General features: G+C 74.7%; 22 protein-coding genes. 10 read left to right on the top strand and 12 right to left on the bottom strand.

Translation table 11 applies throughout. The annotated features are described in order from the left end of the window. Positions 1–267 precede the first annotated feature (267 nt). The 5 genes from GA0070606_RS29550 to GA0070606_RS29530 form a co-directional block, all read right to left on the bottom strand. Positions 268–672 carry a DUF2267 domain-containing protein gene (locus GA0070606_RS29550; RefSeq protein ID WP_091106476.1) on the bottom strand — a complete coding sequence of 135 codons (405 nt, stop codon included), beginning with the start codon at positions 670–672 and terminating at the stop codon, positions 268–270. A 29-nt stretch (positions 673–701) separates the two neighbouring features. Continuing rightward, positions 702–1,973, bottom strand: a complete 1,272-nt coding sequence (locus GA0070606_RS29545) for an MFS transporter (protein ID WP_218106092.1) — start codon at positions 1,971–1,973, stop codon at positions 702–704. Continuing rightward, positions 1,973–3,382, bottom strand: coding sequence for an FAD-dependent oxidoreductase (locus GA0070606_RS29540; protein ID WP_245724865.1), 1,410 nt, complete (start codon positions 3,380–3,382; stop codon positions 1,973–1,975). Before GA0070606_RS29540 ends, GA0070606_RS29545 begins: the two co-directional genes overlap by 1 nt. Positions 3,383–3,458: 76 nt before the next feature. Next, positions 3,459–3,956: a GNAT family N-acetyltransferase gene (locus GA0070606_RS29535; RefSeq protein ID WP_091108368.1), complete on the bottom strand. Its 498-nt coding sequence runs from the start codon at positions 3,954–3,956 to the stop codon at positions 3,459–3,461. Further along, positions 3,956–4,282 (bottom strand): ArsR/SmtB family transcription factor, encoded by a 327-nt coding sequence (locus tag GA0070606_RS29530; protein ID WP_091106474.1) that lies wholly within the window; start codon positions 4,280–4,282, stop codon positions 3,956–3,958. Before GA0070606_RS29530 ends, GA0070606_RS29535 begins: the two co-directional genes overlap by 1 nt. Positions 4,283–4,410: 128 nt before the next feature. Between GA0070606_RS29530 and GA0070606_RS29525 the strand changes: the two genes are divergently transcribed. After that, entirely contained in the window at positions 4,411–4,788 is a 378-nt protein-coding gene (locus tag GA0070606_RS29525; protein ID WP_091106473.1) for an ArsR/SmtB family transcription factor, read from the top strand. Between the two features lie 94 nt (positions 4,789–4,882). Here GA0070606_RS29525 and GA0070606_RS29520 read toward each other — a convergent pair whose 3' ends face one another. Next, on the bottom strand, positions 4,883–5,986 hold the full coding sequence (locus tag GA0070606_RS29520; RefSeq protein WP_218106091.1) for a flavin-containing monooxygenase: 1,104 nt from the start codon (positions 5,984–5,986) through the stop codon (positions 4,883–4,885). Positions 5,987–6,048: 62 nt separating this feature from the next. Here GA0070606_RS29520 and GA0070606_RS29515 point away from each other — a divergent pair, with 62 nt between their 5' ends. The 4 genes from GA0070606_RS29515 to GA0070606_RS29500 all read left to right on the top strand — a co-directional run bounded on the left by GA0070606_RS29515 (position 6,049) and on the right by GA0070606_RS29500 (position 8,792). Continuing rightward, positions 6,049–6,384 (top strand): ArsR/SmtB family transcription factor, encoded by a 336-nt coding sequence (locus GA0070606_RS29515; RefSeq protein WP_091106472.1) that lies wholly within the window; start codon positions 6,049–6,051, stop codon positions 6,382–6,384. 148 nt (positions 6,385–6,532) lie between these two features. After that, positions 6,533–7,216, top strand: coding sequence for an arsenate reductase/protein-tyrosine-phosphatase family protein (locus GA0070606_RS29510; RefSeq protein ID WP_091106471.1), 684 nt, complete (start codon positions 6,533–6,535; stop codon positions 7,214–7,216). 44 nt (positions 7,217–7,260) lie between these two features. Further along, entirely contained in the window at positions 7,261–8,370 is a 1,110-nt protein-coding gene (gene arsB, locus GA0070606_RS29505; protein WP_091108364.1) for an ACR3 family arsenite efflux transporter, read from the top strand. 14 nt (positions 8,371–8,384) lie between these two features. Beyond that, the gene (locus GA0070606_RS29500) at positions 8,385–8,792 is read left to right on the top strand and encodes an arsenate reductase ArsC (RefSeq protein ID WP_091108362.1); all 408 of its coding nucleotides are present in this window, start codon (positions 8,385–8,387) and stop codon (positions 8,790–8,792) included. Positions 8,793–8,810: 18 nt separating this feature from the next. Here the strand turns inward: GA0070606_RS29500 and GA0070606_RS29495 are convergent, their stop codons facing one another. The 3 genes from GA0070606_RS29495 to GA0070606_RS29485 are packed head-to-tail and all read right to left on the bottom strand — an operon-like array spanning position 8,811 to position 12,079. Beyond that, positions 8,811–10,226 (bottom strand): MGH1-like glycoside hydrolase domain-containing protein, encoded by a 1,416-nt coding sequence (locus tag GA0070606_RS29495; protein WP_245724864.1) that lies wholly within the window; start codon positions 10,224–10,226, stop codon positions 8,811–8,813. Further along, entirely contained in the window at positions 10,223–11,041 is an 819-nt protein-coding gene (locus GA0070606_RS29490) for a sugar phosphate isomerase/epimerase family protein (protein WP_091106470.1), read from the bottom strand. The genes GA0070606_RS29495 and GA0070606_RS29490 overlap by 4 nt, the downstream gene beginning before the upstream one ends. Next, positions 11,042–12,079 carry a zinc-dependent alcohol dehydrogenase gene (locus tag GA0070606_RS29485; RefSeq protein ID WP_091106469.1) on the bottom strand — a complete coding sequence of 346 codons (1,038 nt, stop codon included), beginning with the start codon at positions 12,077–12,079 and terminating at the stop codon, positions 11,042–11,044. A gap of 116 nt (positions 12,080–12,195) precedes the next feature. On the opposite strand from GA0070606_RS29485, the gene GA0070606_RS29480 reads away from it, so the two are divergent. From GA0070606_RS29480 to GA0070606_RS29465, 4 genes are all read left to right on the top strand, one after another. After that, positions 12,196–13,590: an ABC transporter substrate-binding protein gene (locus GA0070606_RS29480; protein ID WP_091106468.1), complete on the top strand. Its 1,395-nt coding sequence runs from the start codon at positions 12,196–12,198 to the stop codon at positions 13,588–13,590. Continuing rightward, positions 13,587–14,549 (top strand): carbohydrate ABC transporter permease, encoded by a 963-nt coding sequence (locus GA0070606_RS29475; RefSeq protein WP_091106467.1) that lies wholly within the window; start codon positions 13,587–13,589, stop codon positions 14,547–14,549. The genes GA0070606_RS29480 and GA0070606_RS29475 overlap by 4 nt, the downstream gene beginning before the upstream one ends. Then, positions 14,549–15,415 (top strand): carbohydrate ABC transporter permease, encoded by an 867-nt coding sequence (locus tag GA0070606_RS29470; RefSeq protein ID WP_091106466.1) that lies wholly within the window; start codon positions 14,549–14,551, stop codon positions 15,413–15,415. The genes GA0070606_RS29475 and GA0070606_RS29470 overlap by 1 nt, the downstream gene beginning before the upstream one ends. A 316-nt stretch (positions 15,416–15,731) precedes the next feature. Next, positions 15,732–16,337: a class I SAM-dependent methyltransferase gene (locus GA0070606_RS29465; RefSeq protein WP_091106465.1), complete on the top strand. Its 606-nt coding sequence runs from the start codon at positions 15,732–15,734 to the stop codon at positions 16,335–16,337. Positions 16,338–16,422: 85 nt separating this feature from the next. Here the strand turns inward: GA0070606_RS29465 and eccB are convergent, their stop codons facing one another. The 3 genes from eccB to GA0070606_RS29450 all read right to left on the bottom strand — a co-directional run bounded on the left by eccB (position 16,423) and on the right by GA0070606_RS29450 (position 18,887). Next, the gene (gene eccB / locus GA0070606_RS29460) at positions 16,423–17,811 is read right to left on the bottom strand and encodes a type VII secretion protein EccB (RefSeq protein WP_091106464.1); all 1,389 of its coding nucleotides are present in this window, start codon (positions 17,809–17,811) and stop codon (positions 16,423–16,425) included. Between the two features lie 235 nt (positions 17,812–18,046). Then, on the bottom strand, positions 18,047–18,337 hold the full coding sequence (locus GA0070606_RS29455) for a DUF4287 domain-containing protein (protein ID WP_091106463.1): 291 nt from the start codon (positions 18,335–18,337) through the stop codon (positions 18,047–18,049). A gap of 4 nt (positions 18,338–18,341) precedes the next feature. Beyond that, a complete protein-coding gene (locus tag GA0070606_RS29450; protein ID WP_245724863.1) occupies positions 18,342–18,887 on the bottom strand; it encodes a dihydrofolate reductase family protein in 546 nt (181 codons plus the stop codon). 299 nt (positions 18,888–19,186) lie between these two features. On the opposite strand from GA0070606_RS29450, the gene GA0070606_RS29445 reads away from it, so the two are divergent. Beyond that, a complete protein-coding gene (locus tag GA0070606_RS29445) occupies positions 19,187–19,828 on the top strand; it encodes a flavin reductase family protein (RefSeq protein ID WP_091106462.1) in 642 nt (213 codons plus the stop codon). Positions 19,829–19,834: the final 6 nt, after the last annotated feature.

The raw sequence follows: 19,834 nt of genomic DNA, 5'->3' as shown, positions 1-19,834 counted from the left end.
CCCCAGGACGTCACATTGGAAGCAGCATAGGCCTCGATGCGTGGGGCGAAAGATCATCGTTTAGAGTCCAGCCGAAGAGGCGAGTAACCGACGGAGAATGGCCGGGGAAGTCCGTCCGATCATCCCTCTAGCGCGTAGAGGAGTTACCGCGTAGCCGCTTACCGTCCGGTAATTTTCCGGCGAAACGGCCTTCTCACCTTGAGTCTTCCTGCGATCCGCGTCGATGTCCACAGGCGACTTGCAAACGTCCCGTGACGGGTGTGGACGTCAACCGTCATACGGCGGCCGAGGTATCGGCTGCGTCATCCCGTCGAAGTCCCGGGGCAGCCGGGCCACCATCTCGTGGAACTCCTCGACGGTGACCGCCTCCCGCAGGGTGGCGAAGACCGCGCCGGCGCCGGCCCGGGCGGTTGCCTCGTCCACCCCGGCCCGCTCCCCCACCTGACGCAGGAACTGCGCCGGCCCGGGGACGGCCGGGCGGCCGTCGTCGGGACCGGGCCCGGCCAGGTACCCGTCCAGTTCGTCGGGGAGGTGCCCGGCCGGGTCACCGGAGCTGTCGCCGGTCATCCGCTCCACCATGGTCTGGAGCACGGCGCGCGCGATCGTGGCGGACTGCGCGGTCGACAGTCCCGACCGGCGGGACACCGCGTCGACGAATAGGGGAAACCGCACGGCGCCTCCTGTCGTCACCGGCCCCGCGCTTACCCCGGCGCGGCCTGGGCAAACGACGCCTCGGGCGGGGGCGCAGCCGACCGCACCAGCATCCCGACGGCGGCGAGGGCGCAGCAGCCGGCGACGGCGGCGAGCAGCGGCCCGTACCCGACGGCGTGCAGCAGGGCCGCCGCCGCGAGGGGGGCGGTGGCCCTGGCGGCGGTGACAGGCGCGGCGAGCAGGCCGGCGACGCCGGCGTACGCGGCGGTGCCGTACCGGTCGGCCAGCAACGCCGGGGTGGCCAGGCTGGCGACGCCGAACCCGAGGCCGAAGCCGACGACCCCGAGGACCGCCCCGACGCGGTTGCCGGCCACGGCGGGCAGGGCGAGCACGGCGACGGCCTGCAGGGCGAAGATCGTGGCGACGATCCCGGTCACCGGCAGCCGACGGCGCGCGCCGGCGAGCACGAGTCGGCCGGTGACCGAGAGGACGCCGAGCAGGCCGGCGGCGGTCGCGGCGAAGGTGGCGGGATGTCCCCGGTCGACCAGGTAGCCGACCAGGTGCACCGTCATCGTGCTGGTGGCCGCGCCGTGGGCGACGAGGGCGCCGGCGATGATCCAGAGCCGTGGGTCCCGGATCGCGCGCGTCCGGGCGCTCCGCGACCGGCCGGGCGGAACCCGGGCGCCGTCGGCGGGTGGCCGGCACGCCGGCACGCGCAGCGCGGCGGCGTGCAGCGGGACGGTGGTCGCCCCGTGCACCACGGCGAGGACGACCAGGGCGGTCCGCCAGTCGAGGCGGTCGACGAGCAGGCCGGTGAGCGGCAGGAAGACCGTGCTGGCGAAACCGGCCACCACGGTGACGGCGAGCAGGGCGTCGTCGCGGCGGGGCGGGGCGAAGCGGGAGACGATGACGGCGAACGCGGGCTCGTAGAGGACCATCGCGCCGGCGACGCCGACGCCGATCATCACCGCGTACAACTGCCAGAGAGCGTGCACCTGTGACCAGGCCAGGACGAGGCCGGTCGCGGCGAGGGAGCCGACGGTCATCAGGCCGCGCCCGCCGTGCCGGTCGAGCCACCGGCCGACGGGCACGGCGGCGAGCGCGCTGGCGAGCACGGACGCGGTGAGCGCGCCGGTCACGGCGGTGGTGGACGCCCCGAGCGACCCCGACATCGGGGCCAGCAGGACCGCGAAGGCGTAGTAGAGGGTGCCGTAGCCGACGGTCTGGGTGACCGCGAGGGCGGCGACCATCCGCCGCCCGCCGGTGGAGGCACGGCGCCCGCCGACCCGGAGGCCGGCGGGCGCCGCCGCGTCGAGGCGCATCAGCCGGCGCAGCAGCCGCCGGTCTGGCCACCGCCGGCGGCACCGCCGAGGGGGAGCAACTCGACCGGCGCGGCGAGCAGCCCGCCGGCGACGCCGGTGGCGAGCCCCCGTCCGGCCGACCGCGGGGCCGGGGCGGTGCCGCAGCAGTCGTCCCCGCTCGCCGAGTCGGCGGGGTTGCTGTTGCACACTCCGGTCTCCGGCAGCTCCAACCGCACGTCGCGGGCGGCGTCCCAGTCCCCCGCCAGCGCCGCCACCACCGACCGGACCTGCTCGTAGCCGGTGGCCATGAGGAAGGTCGGGGCCCGGCCGTAGCTCTTCATCCCCACCGCGTAGTAGCCGGTCTCGGGGTGGGCGAGCTGGTCCACGCCGTGCGGGGGCACGGTGCCGCACGAGTGCTCGTTGGGGTCGATCAGCGGGGCGAGCGCCCGGGTGGCGCCCAGCACCGGGTCGAGGTCCAGCCGCAGCTCGGCGGCGATGGAGTGGTCGGGGCGGAAGCCGGTGGCGGCCACGATGCGGTCGACCACGACCGAATCCTCGACGCCGCCGGCGGCCCGGACGACCACGGCGACCCGGCCGTCGACCGGGCTGAGGGCGTGCACGTTGAACCCCGTCAGCAGCCGGATCCGGCCGGCGTCGACGTGCGCGCGCAGCCGGCTGCCCAGGGCGCCACGGGCCGGCAGCGCGTCGGCGTCGCCGCCCCCGTACGTGCGCGCCGGGCTCGTCGAGCGGATCGCCCAGGTGACGGCCGTGCCCGGCGCCTCGGCGGCGAGTTCGGCCAGCGACAGCAGGGTGTTGGCGGCGGAGTGGCCGGCACCCACGACGAGGGTGTGCCGGCCGGCGAAGCGTTCCCGGTCGGCGCCGAGGACGTCGGGCAGCGCGTGCTCCAGGTGGGCGGCGGCCTCGGCCTCACCCCGCGCCGGCAGGCCCGAGGCGCCCAGCACGTTCGGGGTGCCCCAGGTGCCGGAGGCGTCGATGACGGCCCGGGCGAGCAGTTCCTCGCCGTCGGCGAGCCGGAGCAGGAACGGGGCGCGGTCCCGGCCGGCGGTACGCAGCCGGTCCAGCCCGAGCCGGCTGATGGCGACCACCCGGGCGCCGTAGCGCACGTGCGGCTTGAGCTGTGGCGACTCGGCGAGCGGCTGGAGGTAGTCGGCGACCAGCTCCGCCCCGGTGGGCAGGGCGTCGGGGTCGGGGGCGACCCAGCCGGCCCGGTCGAGCAGGGCGCGGGCGGCCGAGTCGAGGTTGTAGCGCCACGGAGAGAAGACCCGCACGTGGCCCCACTGGCGGACGGCCGCGCCGGCGTCGGCGCCGGCCTCCAGGACGGTGAACGCGAGGCCGCGCTCGTGCAGGTGCGCGGCGGCGGCGAGGCCGACCGGCCCGGCGCCGACGACCACCACGGGAAGACTGTCCATCACCATCTCCTGTCTTGATGAATTTCGAAACAAACGTGCCGACGGAGACCCGGCGACGACGACCCGGCGGGGCGGATCAGTCGACGACGGCGCTGCGCCGTTCCAGCAGGACGACGTCCCGCCAGCGGCCGTGGTGCCGGCCGACCCGTTCCCGCACCCCGACCACCCGGAACCCGGCCCGCTCGTGCAGCGCGAGGCTGGCCGTGTTCTCCGGGAACACACCGGACTGGACGGTCCAGATCCCGGCGGCCTCGGTCGAGGCGATCAGCGTGTCGAGCAGCAGCCGGGCAACCCCGCGCCCCCGGGCCGCCGGGTCGACGTAGACCGAGTGCTCGACCACGCCGGCGTAGACCGCCCGGGCCGAGACCGGCGAGACGGCGACCCAGCCGAGCACCGCGTCGGCACCGTCGGCCGCCACGAACCGGTGCCCGGGCAGCCGGCCGGCGTCGAAGGCCGCCCAGGCGGGGGCGGCGGTCTCGAAGCTGGCGTCGCCGCCGTCCAGGCCCGCCTGGTAGATGCGCAGGACCTGGGCGGCGTCGTCGGGGCGCATCGGTCGGACACCGACCTCGGTCATCAGCACGCTCCGTTCGGGCTCGGGGCCGGGCGGCCCATGACCACGTCGGCGGCCGACGGGAAGCAGCCGACGCACGCGTCGTTGACGCGGTAGTGGCGGGCGGTGCCGACCGACTCCACCAGCACGAACCGCACCTCGGCAAGGATCTTGAGGTGCTGGGAGACGGTGGACTGGGCCAGGCCGACCGCCGCCACCAACTCCCCGACGCTCATCGGGCGGCCCTGCCGGGCCAGGTACTCCACGATCTGCACCCGGGTCGGGTCGGCCAGCGCCCGGAACCAGGAGGCGTACGTCAGCGCCGTCGCCCGATCCAGTAGACCGCTCACCCCGCACCCCCATCATCGCTCATCGCCGATAGACGATTGACCCTACCAGGCGACCGGCGCCGACCCTGTCTCGACGACCGTCTAATCAGAGAGTTGCAGGTTGATTAGACGGATGTCAACCTAGGGGCATGTCGAAGCAAGCGACCACCCCGGGTCCGGTCGACCTCTCCGCCGACACCCCCTGCTGCCCGCCGCTGGCCCGCCGGCCGGTCCCGGCACAGACCGCGGTCGTACTGGCCCCGGCGTTCAAGGCCCTCGGCGACCCGATCCGGCTGCGCCTGATGTCGATGATCGCGTCGGCCGACGGCGGAGAGGCGTGCGTCTGCGACCTCACGCCCGCCTTCGACGTCAGCGGTCCGACCATCTCGCACCACCTGCGGACGCTGCGCGAGGTGGGCCTGGTGGACGCCGAGCGCCGGGGCACCTGGGTCTACTACCGGGCCCGTCCCGCCGTCCTGCGCCAGCTCGCCGCCCTGCTGACCGTGGACCCGGCCCCCGACCGGTGACCCTCGGTCGACCCACGCCCACCGCGGACCCGGCCCCCGACCGGTGACCGCCGGCCGACCCACGCCCCACCTCGGGTGGCGGCGGGCGGCCCCGTCAGACGCCGCGCACCCGCGCCCGGCGCGCCGCGCCGCCCGCGCCTGACCGACGGCCCGCGCCGGACAACCGCCCGGCCAGCGCCGCGACCACGTGGGCGGCGTCGCGGCCCACCCCGCGCAGCGTGTTGGACGCGAACGAACGCTGGAACTCCAGCCCGAGGTACACCAGGCCGGGATGGGACGTGGACACGCCGCCCCGCGCCCGCGGCACGCCCAGCGGGGCGAGATAGCCCAGGGCCGGCCGGTACCCGGTGGCGAAGATCACCGCGTCGACCGGCTCGACGACGCCGTCGGCCCAGACGACGCCCTCCGGGGTGAAGGCGGTGAACATGTCCCGACGGTCGAGCAGACCGGCGGCGATGGCCGCGCGGTACGTGCCGTCGTCCAGCACGCCCGGACGCCGGACGAGGGGTGCGATCAGCCGCCGGGGCAGCCGGTCCGCGCCGGTGACGTCGAGCCAGTGGTGCAGGTCCCGACCCCGGACCCGCTGCGGCAGGTAACGGACCGGCCCTCGGGTGGCGAGGGTGACGGTGGACCGGGCAGCCAACTCGTGGGCGACCTGCACGGCGGAGTTGCCCGCGCCGACGACCACCACCCGCCGGCCCGCGTACGGCTCGGGGCGCCGGTAGGAGGCGACGTGCCGCAGCTCGCCGGCGTAGTCGCGCCGACCGGGCAGGGTGGGCACGTACGGGTTGCCGAAGGAGCCACTGGCGGCCACCAGGCCCGCCGCGGCGATCTCGTCCCCGGCGTCGGTGCGTACGAGGTAGCCGCCGCCGGGGCGCGCGTGCACCGCCGTGACGCGCACGCCGGAGCGGATCTCGGCGTCGGTGCCGTCGGCGTACCGGCGGAGGTAGTCGACGACCTCGTCCCGGGTCGGGTAGCGGTCGGGATCCGCCCCGCCGAAGGCGAGGCCCGGCAGGGCGCTGTGCCGGGCGGGCGAGAACAGGGTGAGGCTGTCGTAGTAGTCGGGCCAGGAGCCGACGGGCTCGGCCCCGGCGTGCAGAACGACGGGGCGGAGCCGGGCGGCCAGGGCCGCGCGGGCGGCGGCGAGCCCCGACTGGCCGCCGCCCACGATGATCACGGGTTCGGAAGGGATGGTCACCCGAGCATCATATTGGCTTTTCGTTGAATGACAATATGATGATGGTACGGAAGGCTTGGGGCATGGACCAGGCGACGCCCACCCCGGCGACCGATCCGTCCGCCGGCCCCGAGAGCGGGCTGGGGCCGGCCACCCAGGAGTTCCTCAGGGCCCTGGGCAGCCCGACCCGGCAGCGGATCATGATGCTCTTCGCGCAGGGCGCCGAGCTGTCCGTCGGCGAGGTGGCCGAGCGGGCGGGAATCAGCCAGGCCACGGCGTCGCAACAGCTCACCCTGCTGCGTCGCGGCCGGGTGGTGACCTCGCGGCGCGCCGGCAAGACGGTGTACTACCGGGCGGACCGCGACGGGGTGCTCGCCGCCCTGGCGGACCTGCGCGCCTACCTGCTGACCTGCTGCTGACCCGGGCCTTCCCCGGGCGCTCCGCCGGCCCGCGCGGGACGCGCCGGCCCCACCAGCCCTCTGCTGCACGGGCCGGGGCGGCCCGGCGGGAGTGCGACGCGACACCGCCGCTTGACATCCGTCAGATAGCTCAGCAATTGTTGAGTCAATGGACATTGAAGCTTCCCTGGCGGCGCGCGCCCGGATCCATGCCGCCCTCGGCGAACCGGCGCGCCTCGCGATCGTCGACGCGCTGCTGCTGGGCGACGCCTCCCCCGGCGAGATCGCGCAGGCGCTGCGCCTGACCACCAACCTCGTCGCCCACCACGTCAGGGTGCTCACCGACGCCGGCCTGGTCGCCCGCTCGCGGTCCGAGGGCGACCGGCGCCGCAGCTACCTGCGGCTGCGCCCGGACGCGCTGGCGACGCTGACCCCGCCGCCGCTGGACGAGGCGCGCCGGGTGGTCTTCGTCTGCACCCACAACTCCGCCCGCTCCCAGCTCGCCGCCGCCCTGTGGACGCGGCGCACGCACGTCCCGACCGCCTCGGCGGGCACCACCCCGGCGCCCCGGGTGCACCCGCGCGCCGTCGCGGTGGCCCGCCGCCACGGCCTGCGCCTCGCCGCGGCCGGCACCGCCCACGTCGACGACGTCGTCCGCCCCGAGGACCTGGTCGTCGCCGTCTGCGACAACGCCCACGAGGACCTCACCGGCCCGCTCCGACCGCGGCTGCACTGGTCGGTGCCGGACCCCGCCCGCGTCGACACCGACGAGGCCTTCGAGGCGGCGTACGCCGAGCTGGAGGCCCGGGTCGACCGGCTCGTCCCCGCCGTCACCCCCGCGACGTCGCCGTGACCCGCCACCGACACGCCGACACCCACGACCCGAACGGGAGCCCCGTGAGCACCACCACCCTCGACGATCCGGCCGCCGCCACCGTGGTGGGACGCCTGTCCCGCCTCGACCGCTTCCTGCCGGTCTGGATCGGCCTCGCGATGGCCGCCGGCCTCCTGCTCGGCCGGCTGGTGCCGGGCCTGGACACCGCGCTCGACGCGGTGCAGGTCGGCGGCATCTCGCTGCCGATCGCCCTCGGCCTGCTGGTCATGATGTACCCGGTGCTGGCCAAGGTCCGCTACGACCGCCTCGACACGGTCACCGGCGACCGGCGGCTGCTGGTCTCCTCGCTGCTGCTGAACTGGCTCGTCGGGCCCGCGCTGATGTTCGCCCTGGCCTGGGTCTTCCTGGCCGACCAGCCGGAGTACCGCACCGGGCTGATCATCGTCGGGCTGGCCCGCTGCATCGCCATGGTGATCATCTGGAACGACCTGGCCTGCGGCGACCGGGAGGCCGCCGCGGTGCTCGTCGCGCTGAACTCCGTGTTCCAGGTGCTCGCGTTCGGCCTGCTCGGCTGGTTCTATCTCGCCGTCCTGCCGGACTGGCTGGGGCTGGAGGGCGCCGCGCTGGCCGTCTCCGGCTGGGACATCGCGGCCAACGTGCTGATCTTCCTCGGCATCCCGCTGCTGGCCGGCTACCTCAGCCGTCGCCTCGGCGAGCGGGCCCGGGGCCGCGACTGGTACGAGCGCCGGTTCCTGCCGAGAATCGGCCCGACGGCGCTCCACGGGCTGCTGTTCACCATCGTCGTCCTGTTCGCCCTGCAGGGCGAGGCGATCACCGACCGCCCGCTGGACGTGGTACGCATCGCCCTGCCGCTGCTGGTCTACTTCGCCGTGATGTGGGCCGGCTCCTACCTCCTCGGCCGGGCGGTCGGCCTCGGCTACGCACGCACCACGACGCTCGCCTTCACCGCCGCCGGCAACAACTTCGAGCTCGCCATCGCCGTCGCGATCGGCACCTTCGGGGTCACCTCCGGGCAGGCCCTGGCGGGCGTGGTCGGGCCGCTGATCGAGGTGCCGGTCCTGGTCGCCCTCGTCTACGTCTCGCTGTGGGCGCGCCGCCGCTTCTTCCCGTCGCCGGCACCGGGCCGGCCGACCGAACCCGCCCCGCGTTGAGAGGGAACACCGCCGTGAGCGACAAGCCCAGTGTCCTGTTCGTCTGCGTGCACAACGCCGGCCGCTCGCAGATGGCCGCCGGCTGGCTGCGCCACCTCGCGGGCGACGCCGTCGAGGTGCGTTCCGCCGGTTCGGCGCCGGCCGGGACCGTCAACCCGGCCGCCGTCGAGGCGATGCGGGAGGTCGGTGTCGACATCAGCGACCAGTCCCCGAAGCTGCTGGAGTACGCCACCGCCGAGTCCTCCGACGTCATCGTCACCATGGGCTGCGGCGACGCCTGCCCGGTCTTTCCCGGCAAGCGCTACGAGGACTGGAAGCTGGCCGACCCGGCCGGCCAGGACGTCGAGGCCGTCCGCCCGATCCGCGACGAGATCCGGGCCCGGGTGGAACGGCTGCTGCGGGAGCTGATCCCGGCGGGCTGACCGGCGGCACGGCAGGGCTCAGCCGGCCGAATCGTCGGCGAGGACGTCGAGCAGCAGCGCGGCCGTCCAGCCGAAGGCCGGCGAGCCCAGCCCGGCCCCGGTGTCGGGGTGGAAGTACTCGTGGCAGCCGGCGCGCGCCACCAGCTCGATCATCGAGTCGCGCAGGCCGGCGGCCAGGTCGGGGCGGCCGTGGGTGAGCAGCCCCCGGCGCACCAGCCAGTTGACGTTCATCCAGCTCGGGCCGCGCCAGTAGCGCAGCGGCTCGAAGTCCGGGGCCGTGCGGTCGTGGCTGGGCAGCGGTCGCTCCATCCGGGCGGCCAGCCCGAACCGCGGCGAGCACGCCTCGGCGACCAGCGCCGACACCTGCGGCGCGGGCAGGTCGGGCAGGATCAGCGGGGCCAGGCCGAGCACCGTCCGGGCCGGCACGAGGCGGTCGGCGCGCAGGTCCCGGGGCCGGAAGGTGCCGGTCGCGGGGTCGTAGAGCCGGCGCACCAGCGCCTCGGTGATCCGGGCGGCGCGCTCCCGGTGCGGGCCCGGGTCCGCACCGACCAGCGGCGCGATCCGGGCGAGGGCGTGCTCGGCCGCCCCCAGGGCCGCGTTGACCAGCGGGCACTCCACCAGGAACGGGTGCCGGGCGGCGAGGTCGTCGTCACGGTAGCGTCGCGCGCGGTAGGCCGCCACGATCGCGACGTAGCGCGCGTAGTCGAGGTCCGTGGGGCGGTGCGCGGCGTCGGCGTGCGCGGTGTCGTGCCGGCGGTACGCACGCATGACGGCGGCGTCGGCCGGCACCGCCGCCATCGACGCGTCCCAGGCCGGGCTGTTGTCCAGCCCGGACTCCCACGGGTGCACGACGCAGGCCAGCCCGCCCCCGCCCACGTCCCGCCGGGTGGCGAGGTAGCGCTGTTGCGCGACCAGTCGGGGATAGAGCCGGCGCAGCGCGGCCCGCGCCCGCTCGGAGGGGCACCGGCGGTACGCCAGCAACGCGGCCGGCGCGTGCACCGGAGGCTGGATCAGCCCGGACGTGGCGGCCGTCGGGGCGCCGTCGGCGCTGGCCGAGTCCCAGAACTCCGGCCCCGGGAAGTAGGAGCCGACCCGCAGCGCCGGGTTGAACACGATGTGCGGCACCCGGCCGTCGACCCACTGCGCCCGGAACAGGCTGGCCAGCTCCCGCCAGGAGCGGTCGGGACGGACGTGGGCCCAGCCGATCGCGCTGAACGCGGAGTCCCAGCTCCACTGGTGCGGGTAGAGGGTGCGCGAGGGCACGGTGTGGTCGTGCTCCCAGTTGCCGTCGAGGGTGGCCACGGCGAGCCGGCGCAGCGCCCCCGCGTCCCGGAGGCCGGCCGCGGGCTCCGCGCCCGACGCGCCGCCCCGTCCGCCGCCCGGACCGCCTGCGGCGGTGCCGGCCCGCCCGGCGTCGGCGGTTCCGGTGCTCATGCCGCCGCCTGTCGGGGCTGCGCGTGCCGCAGCACGGCGGCGGCCTGGTGCAGGGCGCGGACGGGGTCGCCGCGCAGCCGGCACTCCAGCGCCAACCAGCCCCGGTAGTCGATCTCCAGCAGGGTACGCACCAGCGCCGGCCAGTCGAGGTGGCCCGCGCCGGGCTGGAACCGGTTGGAGTCGCTGACCTGCACGTGCCCGAGGTACGGCGCGGCGGCGCGCAGCGCCCGGTGCACGTCGTCCTCCTCGATGTTCATGTGGAAGGTGTCGGCCACCACCCGCACCGAGGGCAGCCCGACGGCCGCGCAGAGGGCGACGGCGTCGTCGAGCCGGTTGACCATGTGGTCCTCGTACCGGTTGAGCGGTTCCAGGAAGAGGGCGACCCCCTCGGCGCGGGCGTGCTCGCCCAGCTCGCCCAGGGCGTCGACGAGCACCTGCCGGTCGCCGGCGGGCGAGCGGGGCGGCTCGAACGGCGGCAGCCGCCGGGAGAACATCCCCCACGCGGCCGGGGTCATCGCCCCGACACCGCCCAGCTCGGCGATGACCGAGAGCTGGGAGCGCAGGTTGCGTACCGCGTCGCGGGACCGCTCGGGATCGAAGTCGCCGATGAAGTGGTCCATCTCGACGCAGACGGTGGGCATCACCACCCCGGCGGCGCGGGCCCGGCGCAGCTCGGGCAGCCGGCGGGCGAGGCCGAGGTCGCCGGAGCCGCGCAGCTCGATCGCGTCGTAGCCGAGCGTTGTGGCCAGCGCGTACTTCTGGATCAGGTCGGTGCCCGGCAGGAGCTGCTCCTGACAGGCCAGCGGGATCGTCATCTAGAACCTCAGCACCACTTGGAGGGCGTCACCGTCACCGCGGTCGAGCAGCGCCAGCGCGTCGGCCACCGCGCTGGCGTCCACGACGTGGCTCACCAGCGGCAGCGGGTCGACGCTGCCCTCGGCCACCAGGTCCATGAAGGTGTGTGCGACGCGGGCCCCGGTCCACCGGCCGGCCATGCCGGGCGCCGGGGTCGGCCCGGAGACCTGGGCCGCCACCAGCTGGATCCGGTTGTGGTGGAACTCCTCACCCAGGCCCAGCCCGTCGGCCTGCCCCTGGTAGAAGCCGGCGGCCACGACGCGGCCGGCGTGGGTGGTGGCGCGGATCGCCTCGTGCAGTGCCGGGTACGCCCCGGACAGTTCCAGACAGACGTCCGCGCCCCGGCCGCCGGTGGCCCGGCGCAGCACGGCCGCCGCCGACTCGGTGCCCGCGTCCACGGCGACGCGGGCGCCGAGTCGGGTGGCGTGCGCCAGCCGGGCGGGCACCCGGTCGACGGCGACCACCCGGGCGCCGGAGAGGGCGGCGAGCCGGGTGGCGAGCAACCCGATGACGCCCTGCCCGAAGACCCCGACCCAGTCGCCGAGGTGCAGGTCGCCGGCGAGCACCGCGGTGAGGGCGATCGCCCCGGGGCGGGCGAAGACGGCCGCGAGCGGATCGAGCCCGGCGGGCAGCGGGTGCACCGTGTCGGCGGCCACGACCGCCTCGGCGCGGTGCCCCCAGATGCCCCAGACGACCTGCCCGGCCCGCCGGTCGGTCACGTCGGGCGCGACCTCGACGACCTCGCCGACCTCCTCGTAGCCGAAGCCCACCAGCGGGTACGGGACGGCACTCTGCCGGGGCACGAACATCCGGCTGACGTCGTCCCAGTCCTTGCTCAGCCGGGGATTGCTGCCCCGGTAGAGGGTGAGCTCGGTGCCCGCCGAGATGCCGGAGTAGCAGGTGCGGACGCGGACCTGACCGGGGCCGAGCGGATCCGGGGGGCAGGGCTCGAGGCTGATCCGTCGGGGCCCGGCGAGTGAGACAACCCAGTTGACCATGAGTCACATCCCGGTAGCACTGGGTTCCATCGTAGGCAAAAAATCGGCATATGTCTTGTAATTGATCAATCGAAGGCGTTGAATCCCTTGTATACCCTTCGAGAGGAGTGCCATCGATGTCAGCACCTCCGATGCGGATACTCGCCGCCACCCTGATCATGGCAGTCACCGGGGCCGGCCTGCTGGCCTGCGGCGACGAAGATTCCGACAGCGACAGCAGGAAGATCACCGTGTGGAGCCTGGAGGACGTGGCGGACCGGGTCACCGCCACCAAGGCGATCGTCGCGGACTTCACCGCGAAGACCGGCGTCACGGTCGACCTCGTCACCGTCAACGAGGACCAGTTCCCCTCGCTGATCGCCTCCAGCGCCGCCGCGGGCGAGCTGCCCGACGTGGTGGGCTCGGTGTCGCTGGCCGGAGTGCGCACCCTCGCCGGCAACGAACTGCTGCACCCCTCGGCGAACGGGGAGGTCGTCGAGGCGCTGGGCCGGCAGACCTTCTCGCCGCGCGCCCTGGAGCTGACGGCGGAGGACGGCAGGCAGCTCGCCGTACCCAGCGACGGCTGGGGCCAGCTCCTCGTCTACCGCAAGGACCTCTTCGACGCGGCCGGGCTGCCCGCCCCCGACACGTACGAGAGGATCGCCGCCGCCGCGGCGAGGCTCAACACCGGCGGCGTCGCCGGCATCACCGCCGCCACGGCCCCCGGCGACGTGTTCACCCAGCAGACCTTCGAACACCTGGCGCTGGCCAACAACTGCCAACTCACCGACGACTCCGGGGCCGTGCGGCTGGACTCCCCCGAGTGCGTCGAGGCGTTCCGGTTCTACGGCGACCTGATGCGCACCAGCTCGGTGAAGGGCGCGCAGGACGTGGACACCACGCGGGCCACCTACTTCGCCGGCAAGGCGGCCATGCTGATCTGGTCGCCGTTCATCCTCGACGAGCTGGCCGGGCTGCGCAACGACGCCAGGCCGACCTGCCCGCAGTGCCAGTCCGACCCGGCGTTCCTCGCCAGGAACAGCGGCTTCGTCACCGCGATCAAGGGCCCGAACGGTGCCGCCCCGGCCCAGTACGGCGAGATCAGCTCGTGGGCGGTGCTCGACGGCGCCGCCGCCGACCCGGCGAGGTCCTTCGTGGAGCACATGCTCGACGAGGCGTACCCGCGCTGGTTCGGCATGTCGCCCGAGGGGCGCTTCCCCGTCCGCAAGGGCACCACGGCCGAGCCGGAGAAGTTCCTCACCGCCTGGAACGCCAGCCAGGCCGGGGTTGACGCCAAGAAGCCGCTCGCCGAGGTCTACGGCGAGGAGGTGCTCGCCGGCCTGCGGCGCAGCCCCGACACGTTCCAGCGGTGGGGCCTCACCCAGGGCCAGGGCAAGCTGGTCGGCGCGATCCTCGGCGAGCTGCCCGTGCCGAAGGCACTGAACGACGTGGTGGCCGGCAGGACCGACGCCGCGGCGGCCGCCGGCCGGGCGAAGAAGGACGTGGCGGCGATCAAGGCGGGCGTCAATTGACCACCGCCCCACCGGGCACCGGCCGCTCCCCCGCCCGGGAGCGGCCGGCCCCGGCCCCCCGTCGCCGCCCGCTGACCCTGCGCCGCCGCGAGGCCCGCGCCGGGCTCGCGCTGGTCGCGCCGACCCTGCTCGTCGTGGTCGCGGTCATCGGCATCCCCATCGTCTGGACCGTCGTGCTGGCCTTCCAGCGCGTACGTCTGGCCACGCTGCGGCGCACCGGGCTGTTCGGCGAGTTCACGATGGACAACGTCGAGCGGGTGCTGAACACCCCCGGCTTCGCCGACACGCTGTGGACCACGCTCGTCTACGCCGTGGCCAGCACCGCCGGGTCGATCGTGCTCGGCCTGGTGGCGGCGCTGGTCGTACGCCGGCCGTTCCGGGGTCGCACCCTGGTGCGCGCGTCGATGCTGCTGCCGTACGTGGCGCCGGTGGTCGCGGTCACCTTCGTCTGGCAGGTGATGCTCGACCCGCAGTTCGGCATCGTCAACGACTGGGGCCGGCGCCTCCTCGGCTGGGACACCCCGGTGCCGTTCCTCTCGCAGGAGTCGACCGCCCTGGCCACGGTCGTCGCGTTCGAGGCGTGGCGCTACTTCCCGTTCGCGTTCCTGTTCCTGCTCGCCCGGCTCCAGGCGGTGCCGGGCGAGTTGGAGGAGGCGGCCCGGGTCGACGGGGCCACGCCCACCCAGCGGTTCCGGCACATCCTGCTGCCGCAGCTGCTGCCGGTGATCGGCCTGCTGGGGGTGCTGCGCTTCATCATGACGTTCAACAAGTTCGACGACGTCTATCTGCTCACCGGCGGGGCCGCCGGCACCGAGGTGGTCAGCGTCCGGGTCTACGAGTTCCTCACCGCGCGGACCGACATCGGCGCGGCGGCGGCGCAGGCCGTCGTGCTCGCCGTGGTGCTGATCGTGTTCGTGCTGGTGTACCTGCGCTTCTTCGGTGGACGGAGGGTCGACTGATGGACCGGGACCGGATCGAGACGGTGGGCCTGCGCTGGCTGCGCCGGCTGGTGATCGCCGCGTTCCTGCTGGTCACCGTCTTCCCCTTCTACTACATGCTGGTGCTCTCGGTGCGGCCCATCGAGCGGCTGCTGCTCGACCCCGGCTCGCTGGTGGTGGGCCTGGGCGAGCTGACCTTCGACACGTACGCCGAGGTGGTCAAGGCCGTCGACGACGGCGGCCAGGGTTTCCTGACCTTCATGCGCAACAGCGGCCTGGTCGCCGTCGCGGCGACCCTGTTGACGCTGCTCGTGGCGATCCCCGGCGCGTACGCGGTCGCCCGGCTGCGGTTCTTCGGCCGGCGGCAGGTCGACTTCCTCTTCCTGGCGGTCTACCTCTTCCCGTCGATCGTCATCGCCATCCCGCTCTTCGTGGTCTTCACCCGGGCGGGGCTGCGCGGCTCCCTGTTCGGCCTGGTGCTGGTCTACATCTCGCAGACCCTGCCGGTCTCGGTCTACATGCTGCGCAACTACTTCGAGACCATTCCCGTCAGCCTGGAGGAGTCGGCGGCCATCGACGGCGCCGGGCGGCTCGGCATCATCCGCCGGGTCAGCCTCCCCCTCGCCGCGCCGTCGGTCATGGCGGTCGCCCTGTACGACTTCATGATCGCCTGGAACGAGTTCCTCTTCGCCCTGCTCTTCCTGGTCGACAAGCCGAACCGGTGGACGGTGTCGCTCGGGCTGGCGCAGCTGGCGGACGGTGTCGAGGTGCCGAAGACGGTGCTGATGGCGGGCTCGGTGATCCTGACCCTGCCTATCGTGATCCTCTTCTTCGCCAGCGAGCGGCTGCTCACGGAGGGGCTCACCAGCGGCGCCGAGAAGGGGTGAGGCGGGGCGGGACTGCCGCCCGGCGCCCGCCGGCCAAGGATGTCCCGGTGGAAGCCTCCCCCGCCACCGGAATCCGCCCCGGCGACGCGCCCACGGCCGCCCCGCTCACCGCCGCCGTCTTCCTCGCGCTGACCTGACCCTCGTCGCGCAGCCGGGCGGACGCGCCCGACCCGTCCGGCGCCGCCTCGCCCGATCGCCTGGGTCCTCGCGCCGGGACCGCGCGTCGTCCCCGTCCCGGGCACCCGTCGCCCCGCCGGGCGCGGCGTGGGCGCGCCCTCCGCCGGAGGGCCGGCGGTGATCCGGCTACGGTGACGGCATGGGAAAGCCGACCCGTTGGGTGACCGAGACCGGTCCGGAGCACTCGCAGTGGTACATCGACCGGTTCCGCCGGCTGGCCGCCGAGGGGGCGGACCTGGCCGGCGAGGCCCGTCTGCTGGACGCCCTGGTCCCGCCGGGCTCCCGGATCCTCGACGCGGGCAGCGGCACCGGCCGGGTGGGCGCGGCGCTGGCCGCGCGCGGGCACACGGTCGTCGGCGTGGACGCCGACCCGGCGCTGGTCGACGCCGCCCGCGCCGACCACCCGGGCCCGCGGTGGCTGGTGGCCGACCTGGCGGAGCTGGACCTGGCGGCGGCCGGCGAACCGGAGCCCTTCGACGCCGCCGTGATCGCCGGCAACGTGCTGGCCTTCGTCGCGCCCGGCACCGAACGGGAGGTGCTCCGCCGGGTCGCCACCCACCTGCGCCCCGACGGCGTGGTGGCGGTGGGCTTCGGCACCGACCGCGGCTACCCGCTCACGGAGTTCGACGCCGACGCCGTCGCCGCCGGGCTGCGGCTGGAACACCGCTTCGCCACCTGGGACCTGCGCCGCTGGCACGACGACGCCGACTTCGCCGTCACCGTGCTGCGCCGCCCCGCCGGCTGAGCCGCGCCCGCCGCCTCCGCCGCACCGCCGGGACCGACGGTGACCGGCCGCGCCGACCTGGACGGCCGCGCCGCGCCCGGCGGGGTCAGGCGGGGGTGGCGACGACGCGCGCGGCGGCGGGGTCGAGGGTCGCGCCGGCGGGCACCAGGCTGACCAGGCTGGCCGGCAGCCGCACCGGCCGCACGTCGCGGTAGCCCAGCATGCCGAGCACCTCGCCGCTGGCGAGCACGTACCGCCGGCCCAGGTCGGTGACCACGGAGATCGCGCCGCCGGAAGCGTCGGGCGCCGCGACCGACTCGACCACGGCGCCCCGGCCCGGCTCCACCACGACGTGGTCGGCCCGCACCCCGTCGCCGGTCGACGAGGGCGCGGTGCGCGGCGCGGCGGCGAGGTCGGGCAGGCGTACGCCGAGCGTGACCTCGCTCGCCCCGTCGTCGCCGACCCGCACGCAGAGCGCGGCCCCCTCGGGCGCGGCCAGTCGGGGCGGCGCGGTCGGCGGGGCGGTCGGCCCGGTCGGCGCGAGGTCGGGCAGCTTGGGCAGCGCGGCGAAGCGCCCGAGGGTGATCGGCTCCGGCTCGCCCTGGCCGGTGCGGGCGAGCAGCAGGCCGGCCTGCAACTCGGTGATGCCGGCCAGGCCGTCGCGCAGCGCGACGGCGTACTGCCGGCCGCCGCCGGAGTTGCGCACCAGGTAGACGTCGCCGATCCGCGCCCGGTCCACCCGGGCCGACGGCTCCCCCTCGCCGGGCAGGGCCAGCGGGGCCAGGTCGGCGCCGGCCGGCAGGCTGTTGAGCAGTGCGGGCGCCACCGGAACCGCCCGGGCCCGGGTGGCCGCCAGGGCGGCGAGCACCCGGTTGGGATCGCGCAGGAGGTGCCGCCGCTGGTGCCAGACCAGGTGCAGCCCGCCGTCGGGATCGCGCAGCAGCAGGGCGTCCTCGCCGAGGGCCCGGCCGCCGGTGCCGGCCGCGCCGATGAGCAGCGCCGACCGCGGCGCCGACCGGTCCTCGCCGGGGGAGGCCACCGAACAGACCGTCCACGGCGCCGTGGAGAGCCGGCCCCGGGCGGGTAGCGAGTCGGGGGCGTCGGCGATGCCCAGCGGCAGCCCACGCGGCACGCCGTCGATGGCCCGGCGGGAGACGAGCACGGTCTTCGGCCGGTCCGCGCCGATGATCAGCAGAGCGGAGGCGTAGTTGAGCACGGGGTGCAGCTTCTGCTCCCGGTAGACGAACCGCGCGCCGGACTCCTTCTCCACGATCACCGCGCCCGGGTCGCGCCACGTCTTGCCGCCGCCGGCGAAGAGGCCGTAGAGCGCGAAGCCGCCCAGGCCGATGGCCGCGACCAGGACGCTGGCCAGGGCCGCGCCGGCCAACCGCCGGAACGGCGACTGCGCCGGGTCGGTCTCCCGCATCACCAGGGCGGCGACCGCCCGCTGGACGGTGAACTGGTACGAGTGCAGCTGGTCCTGCCGCGACGGCATGCGATCCCTTCCGGTGGTGCGGTCGGGGCACAGGATAAGCGTTGCGTCGATGTGCCGAGGACCCTGCGTCGCGACGGGCGGGCCGCGTGGGTGGCGGCGGCGGTGGACCACGACGGCGCCGCCCCGCGGAGGTACGGCCTCGGCGGTCGCCCGGCGCGCCGCCCTCCGCGCGGCGATCTCGGCGGCCTGCCGGGTCGGGTCGCCCGCCCCGGCAGGCCCGCGCCGCGACGGGGGGTCAGGTCGGCCGGGTCGCCTTGCCGTCGAGCCAGAGGGTGTCGGTGGCGTCCCGGTGCGAACCGGCGGAACCGACGTGCTTGGCACTGATCTTCGGCCCGTTCCTGATGACGTGGACCAGGGCCATCGCGTGGCCGCGGCCGAGGCCGTAGTCGTTCTTGAGCCAGTCGACGATGACGCCGGCCTTGACGTCGGCGGCGTGGTGGCCGCGCTGTACGGCCTCGTCGACCAGGGCGCGCGGGGTCTTGCCGGTCTTGTCCTCGATCGCGTCGAGGTACGCCTGGAAGGACATGGGGTCAGCCTCCGATCCGGTAGTGCAGGTGGACCACGCCGGTGCGGAACGTCGTGGCGCCTTCGAGCGTCATGTCGATCCGCTTGCCCTGCTCGGGGAACAGCCGCATCCCCTCGCCGAGCGCGACGGGGAACACCATCAGGTGCAGGTCGTCGATCAGCCCGGCCTCGAGCAGGGTGCGGACGACCCGGATGCTGCCGGAGATGTTGATGTTGCGGCCCGGCTGCTGCCTGAGTTCGGTCAGCCGCCGCACCAGGTCGCCGTCGAGGACCTCGCTGTTGGCCCAGTCGGGCGCGGTCAGGGTGGTGGACGCCACGATCTTGCGGATCCCGTTCATGGCGTCGGCCATCGGACCGGTCTGGCTGGCCCAGTAGCCGGCGAACTCCTCGTAGGTGCGCCGGCCCAACAGCATCGTGTCGGCGTCGGCGATCAGCCCGCCGATGGCCGTCGCCGCCTGGTCGTCCATGTGCTGGAAGGTCCACTGCTCGGGGGCGCCGACCACGCCGTCGGCGGAGATGAACAGCCCGGCCACGATCTTGCGGTGCGTCACGTCGATGTCCTTTGCGCTTTGTGCGGGGGTGACGCCAACTACTCTCCGCGAGCGCCAGGAGACGATCAAGACGGGTGTGCGCCACGATCGTTGCGTCAGATTCAACGGTCGGCGGGAGGCCGTTCGGTCGACACCACCCTTCGACGGCATCGCCGACCGGTCGCGCCAACCACCGGTCGGACCCGGCCCGACGGCGACCACGGGACCGTCCCGGTGCCACCGGGCGCGGGCGCATCGATCCAGTTCGCCGTCCGTTTCCCGCCAGCGGCGGCGGGCCTTTCGTTGGCACAGTCGCCATCATGCATCACGTCGCCGAACCGCGAGTGCTCTACTTCGGCACCCCGGTCGTACTGATCAGCTCCTCCAACGAGGACGGTTCCGCAAACCTCGCGCCGATGTCGTCGGCGTTCTGGGTGGGGTCCTCGGGCATGCTCGGCCTGGACGAGACCTCCCAGACCACGCTCAACCTGGCCCGCACCGGCGAATGCGTGCTCAACCTGGCGGACGCGGGGCTCGTGGGCGCCGTCGACCGGCTCGCGCTGCTGACCGGCACGCCGACCGTCCCCGACCACAAGCTCCGCAAGGGGTACCGGCACGAGGCCGACAAGTTCGGCGCGGCGGGCCTGACACCCGTGCCGTCGGACAAGGTCGCGCCGCCCAGGGTCGCGGAGTGCCCGGTCCACCTCGAGGCGGTGGTGAACCGGATCCACCCGTTCGGCGAGGAGGGCTCCGGCGTCGTCGCGATCGACGTGCAGGTCGTGCGGGTGCACGTCGAGCAGGACCTGCTCATGGCAGGCTCGACCCGGTACATCGACCCGGACCGGTGGGATCCGCTGATCATGAAGTTCCTCGAGTTCTACGGCGGCGGACGCAATCTGCATCCGTCGCGGCTGGCGGAGGGTTGGGGCGCACCCCGTCGCACACCGGCCGCCGCCTCGTGATCGAGC

Source organism: Micromonospora citrea (assembly GCF_900090315.1).
In the GTDB taxonomy this organism is placed as follows: domain Bacteria; phylum Actinomycetota; class Actinomycetes; order Mycobacteriales; family Micromonosporaceae; genus Micromonospora; species Micromonospora citrea.
The sequence above is the reverse complement of the archived record's forward strand: the minus strand, read 5'-3'. Positions and strand labels throughout refer to the sequence as shown.

What these genes read in the sequence shown, in the direction of transcription:
- GA0070606_RS29545 (WP_218106092.1), bottom strand. Translation starts at nt 1,973, where the DNA reads ATGCGCCTCGACGCGGCGGCGCCCGCCGGCCTCCGGGTCGGCGGGCGC.
- GA0070606_RS29540 (WP_245724865.1), bottom strand. Translation starts at nt 3,382, where the DNA reads ATGGACAGTCTTCCCGTGGTGGTCGTCGGCGCCGGGCCGGTCGGCCTC.
- GA0070606_RS29535 (WP_091108368.1), bottom strand. Translation starts at nt 3,956, where the DNA reads ATGACCGAGGTCGGTGTCCGACCGATGCGCCCCGACGACGCCGCCCAG.
- GA0070606_RS29525 (WP_091106473.1), top strand. Translation starts at nt 4,411, where the DNA reads ATGTCGAAGCAAGCGACCACCCCGGGTCCGGTCGACCTCTCCGCCGAC.
- GA0070606_RS29515 (WP_091106472.1), top strand. Translation starts at nt 6,049, where the DNA reads ATGGACCAGGCGACGCCCACCCCGGCGACCGATCCGTCCGCCGGCCCC.
- GA0070606_RS29510 (WP_091106471.1), top strand. Translation starts at nt 6,533, where the DNA reads ATGGACATTGAAGCTTCCCTGGCGGCGCGCGCCCGGATCCATGCCGCC.
- GA0070606_RS29495 (WP_245724864.1), bottom strand. Translation starts at nt 10,226, where the DNA reads ATGAGCACCGGAACCGCCGACGCCGGGCGGGCCGGCACCGCCGCAGGC.
- GA0070606_RS29490 (WP_091106470.1), bottom strand. Translation starts at nt 11,041, where the DNA reads ATGACGATCCCGCTGGCCTGTCAGGAGCAGCTCCTGCCGGGCACCGAC.
- GA0070606_RS29485 (WP_091106469.1), bottom strand. Translation starts at nt 12,079, where the DNA reads ATGGTCAACTGGGTTGTCTCACTCGCCGGGCCCCGACGGATCAGCCTC.
- GA0070606_RS29480 (WP_091106468.1), top strand. Translation starts at nt 12,196, where the DNA reads ATGTCAGCACCTCCGATGCGGATACTCGCCGCCACCCTGATCATGGCA.
- GA0070606_RS29470 (WP_091106466.1), top strand. Translation starts at nt 14,549, where the DNA reads ATGGACCGGGACCGGATCGAGACGGTGGGCCTGCGCTGGCTGCGCCGG.
- GA0070606_RS29465 (WP_091106465.1), top strand. Translation starts at nt 15,732, where the DNA reads ATGGGAAAGCCGACCCGTTGGGTGACCGAGACCGGTCCGGAGCACTCG.
- eccB (WP_091106464.1), bottom strand. Translation starts at nt 17,811, where the DNA reads ATGCCGTCGCGGCAGGACCAGCTGCACTCGTACCAGTTCACCGTCCAG.
- GA0070606_RS29455 (WP_091106463.1), bottom strand. Translation starts at nt 18,337, where the DNA reads ATGTCCTTCCAGGCGTACCTCGACGCGATCGAGGACAAGACCGGCAAG.
- GA0070606_RS29445 (WP_091106462.1), top strand. Translation starts at nt 19,187, where the DNA reads ATGCATCACGTCGCCGAACCGCGAGTGCTCTACTTCGGCACCCCGGTC.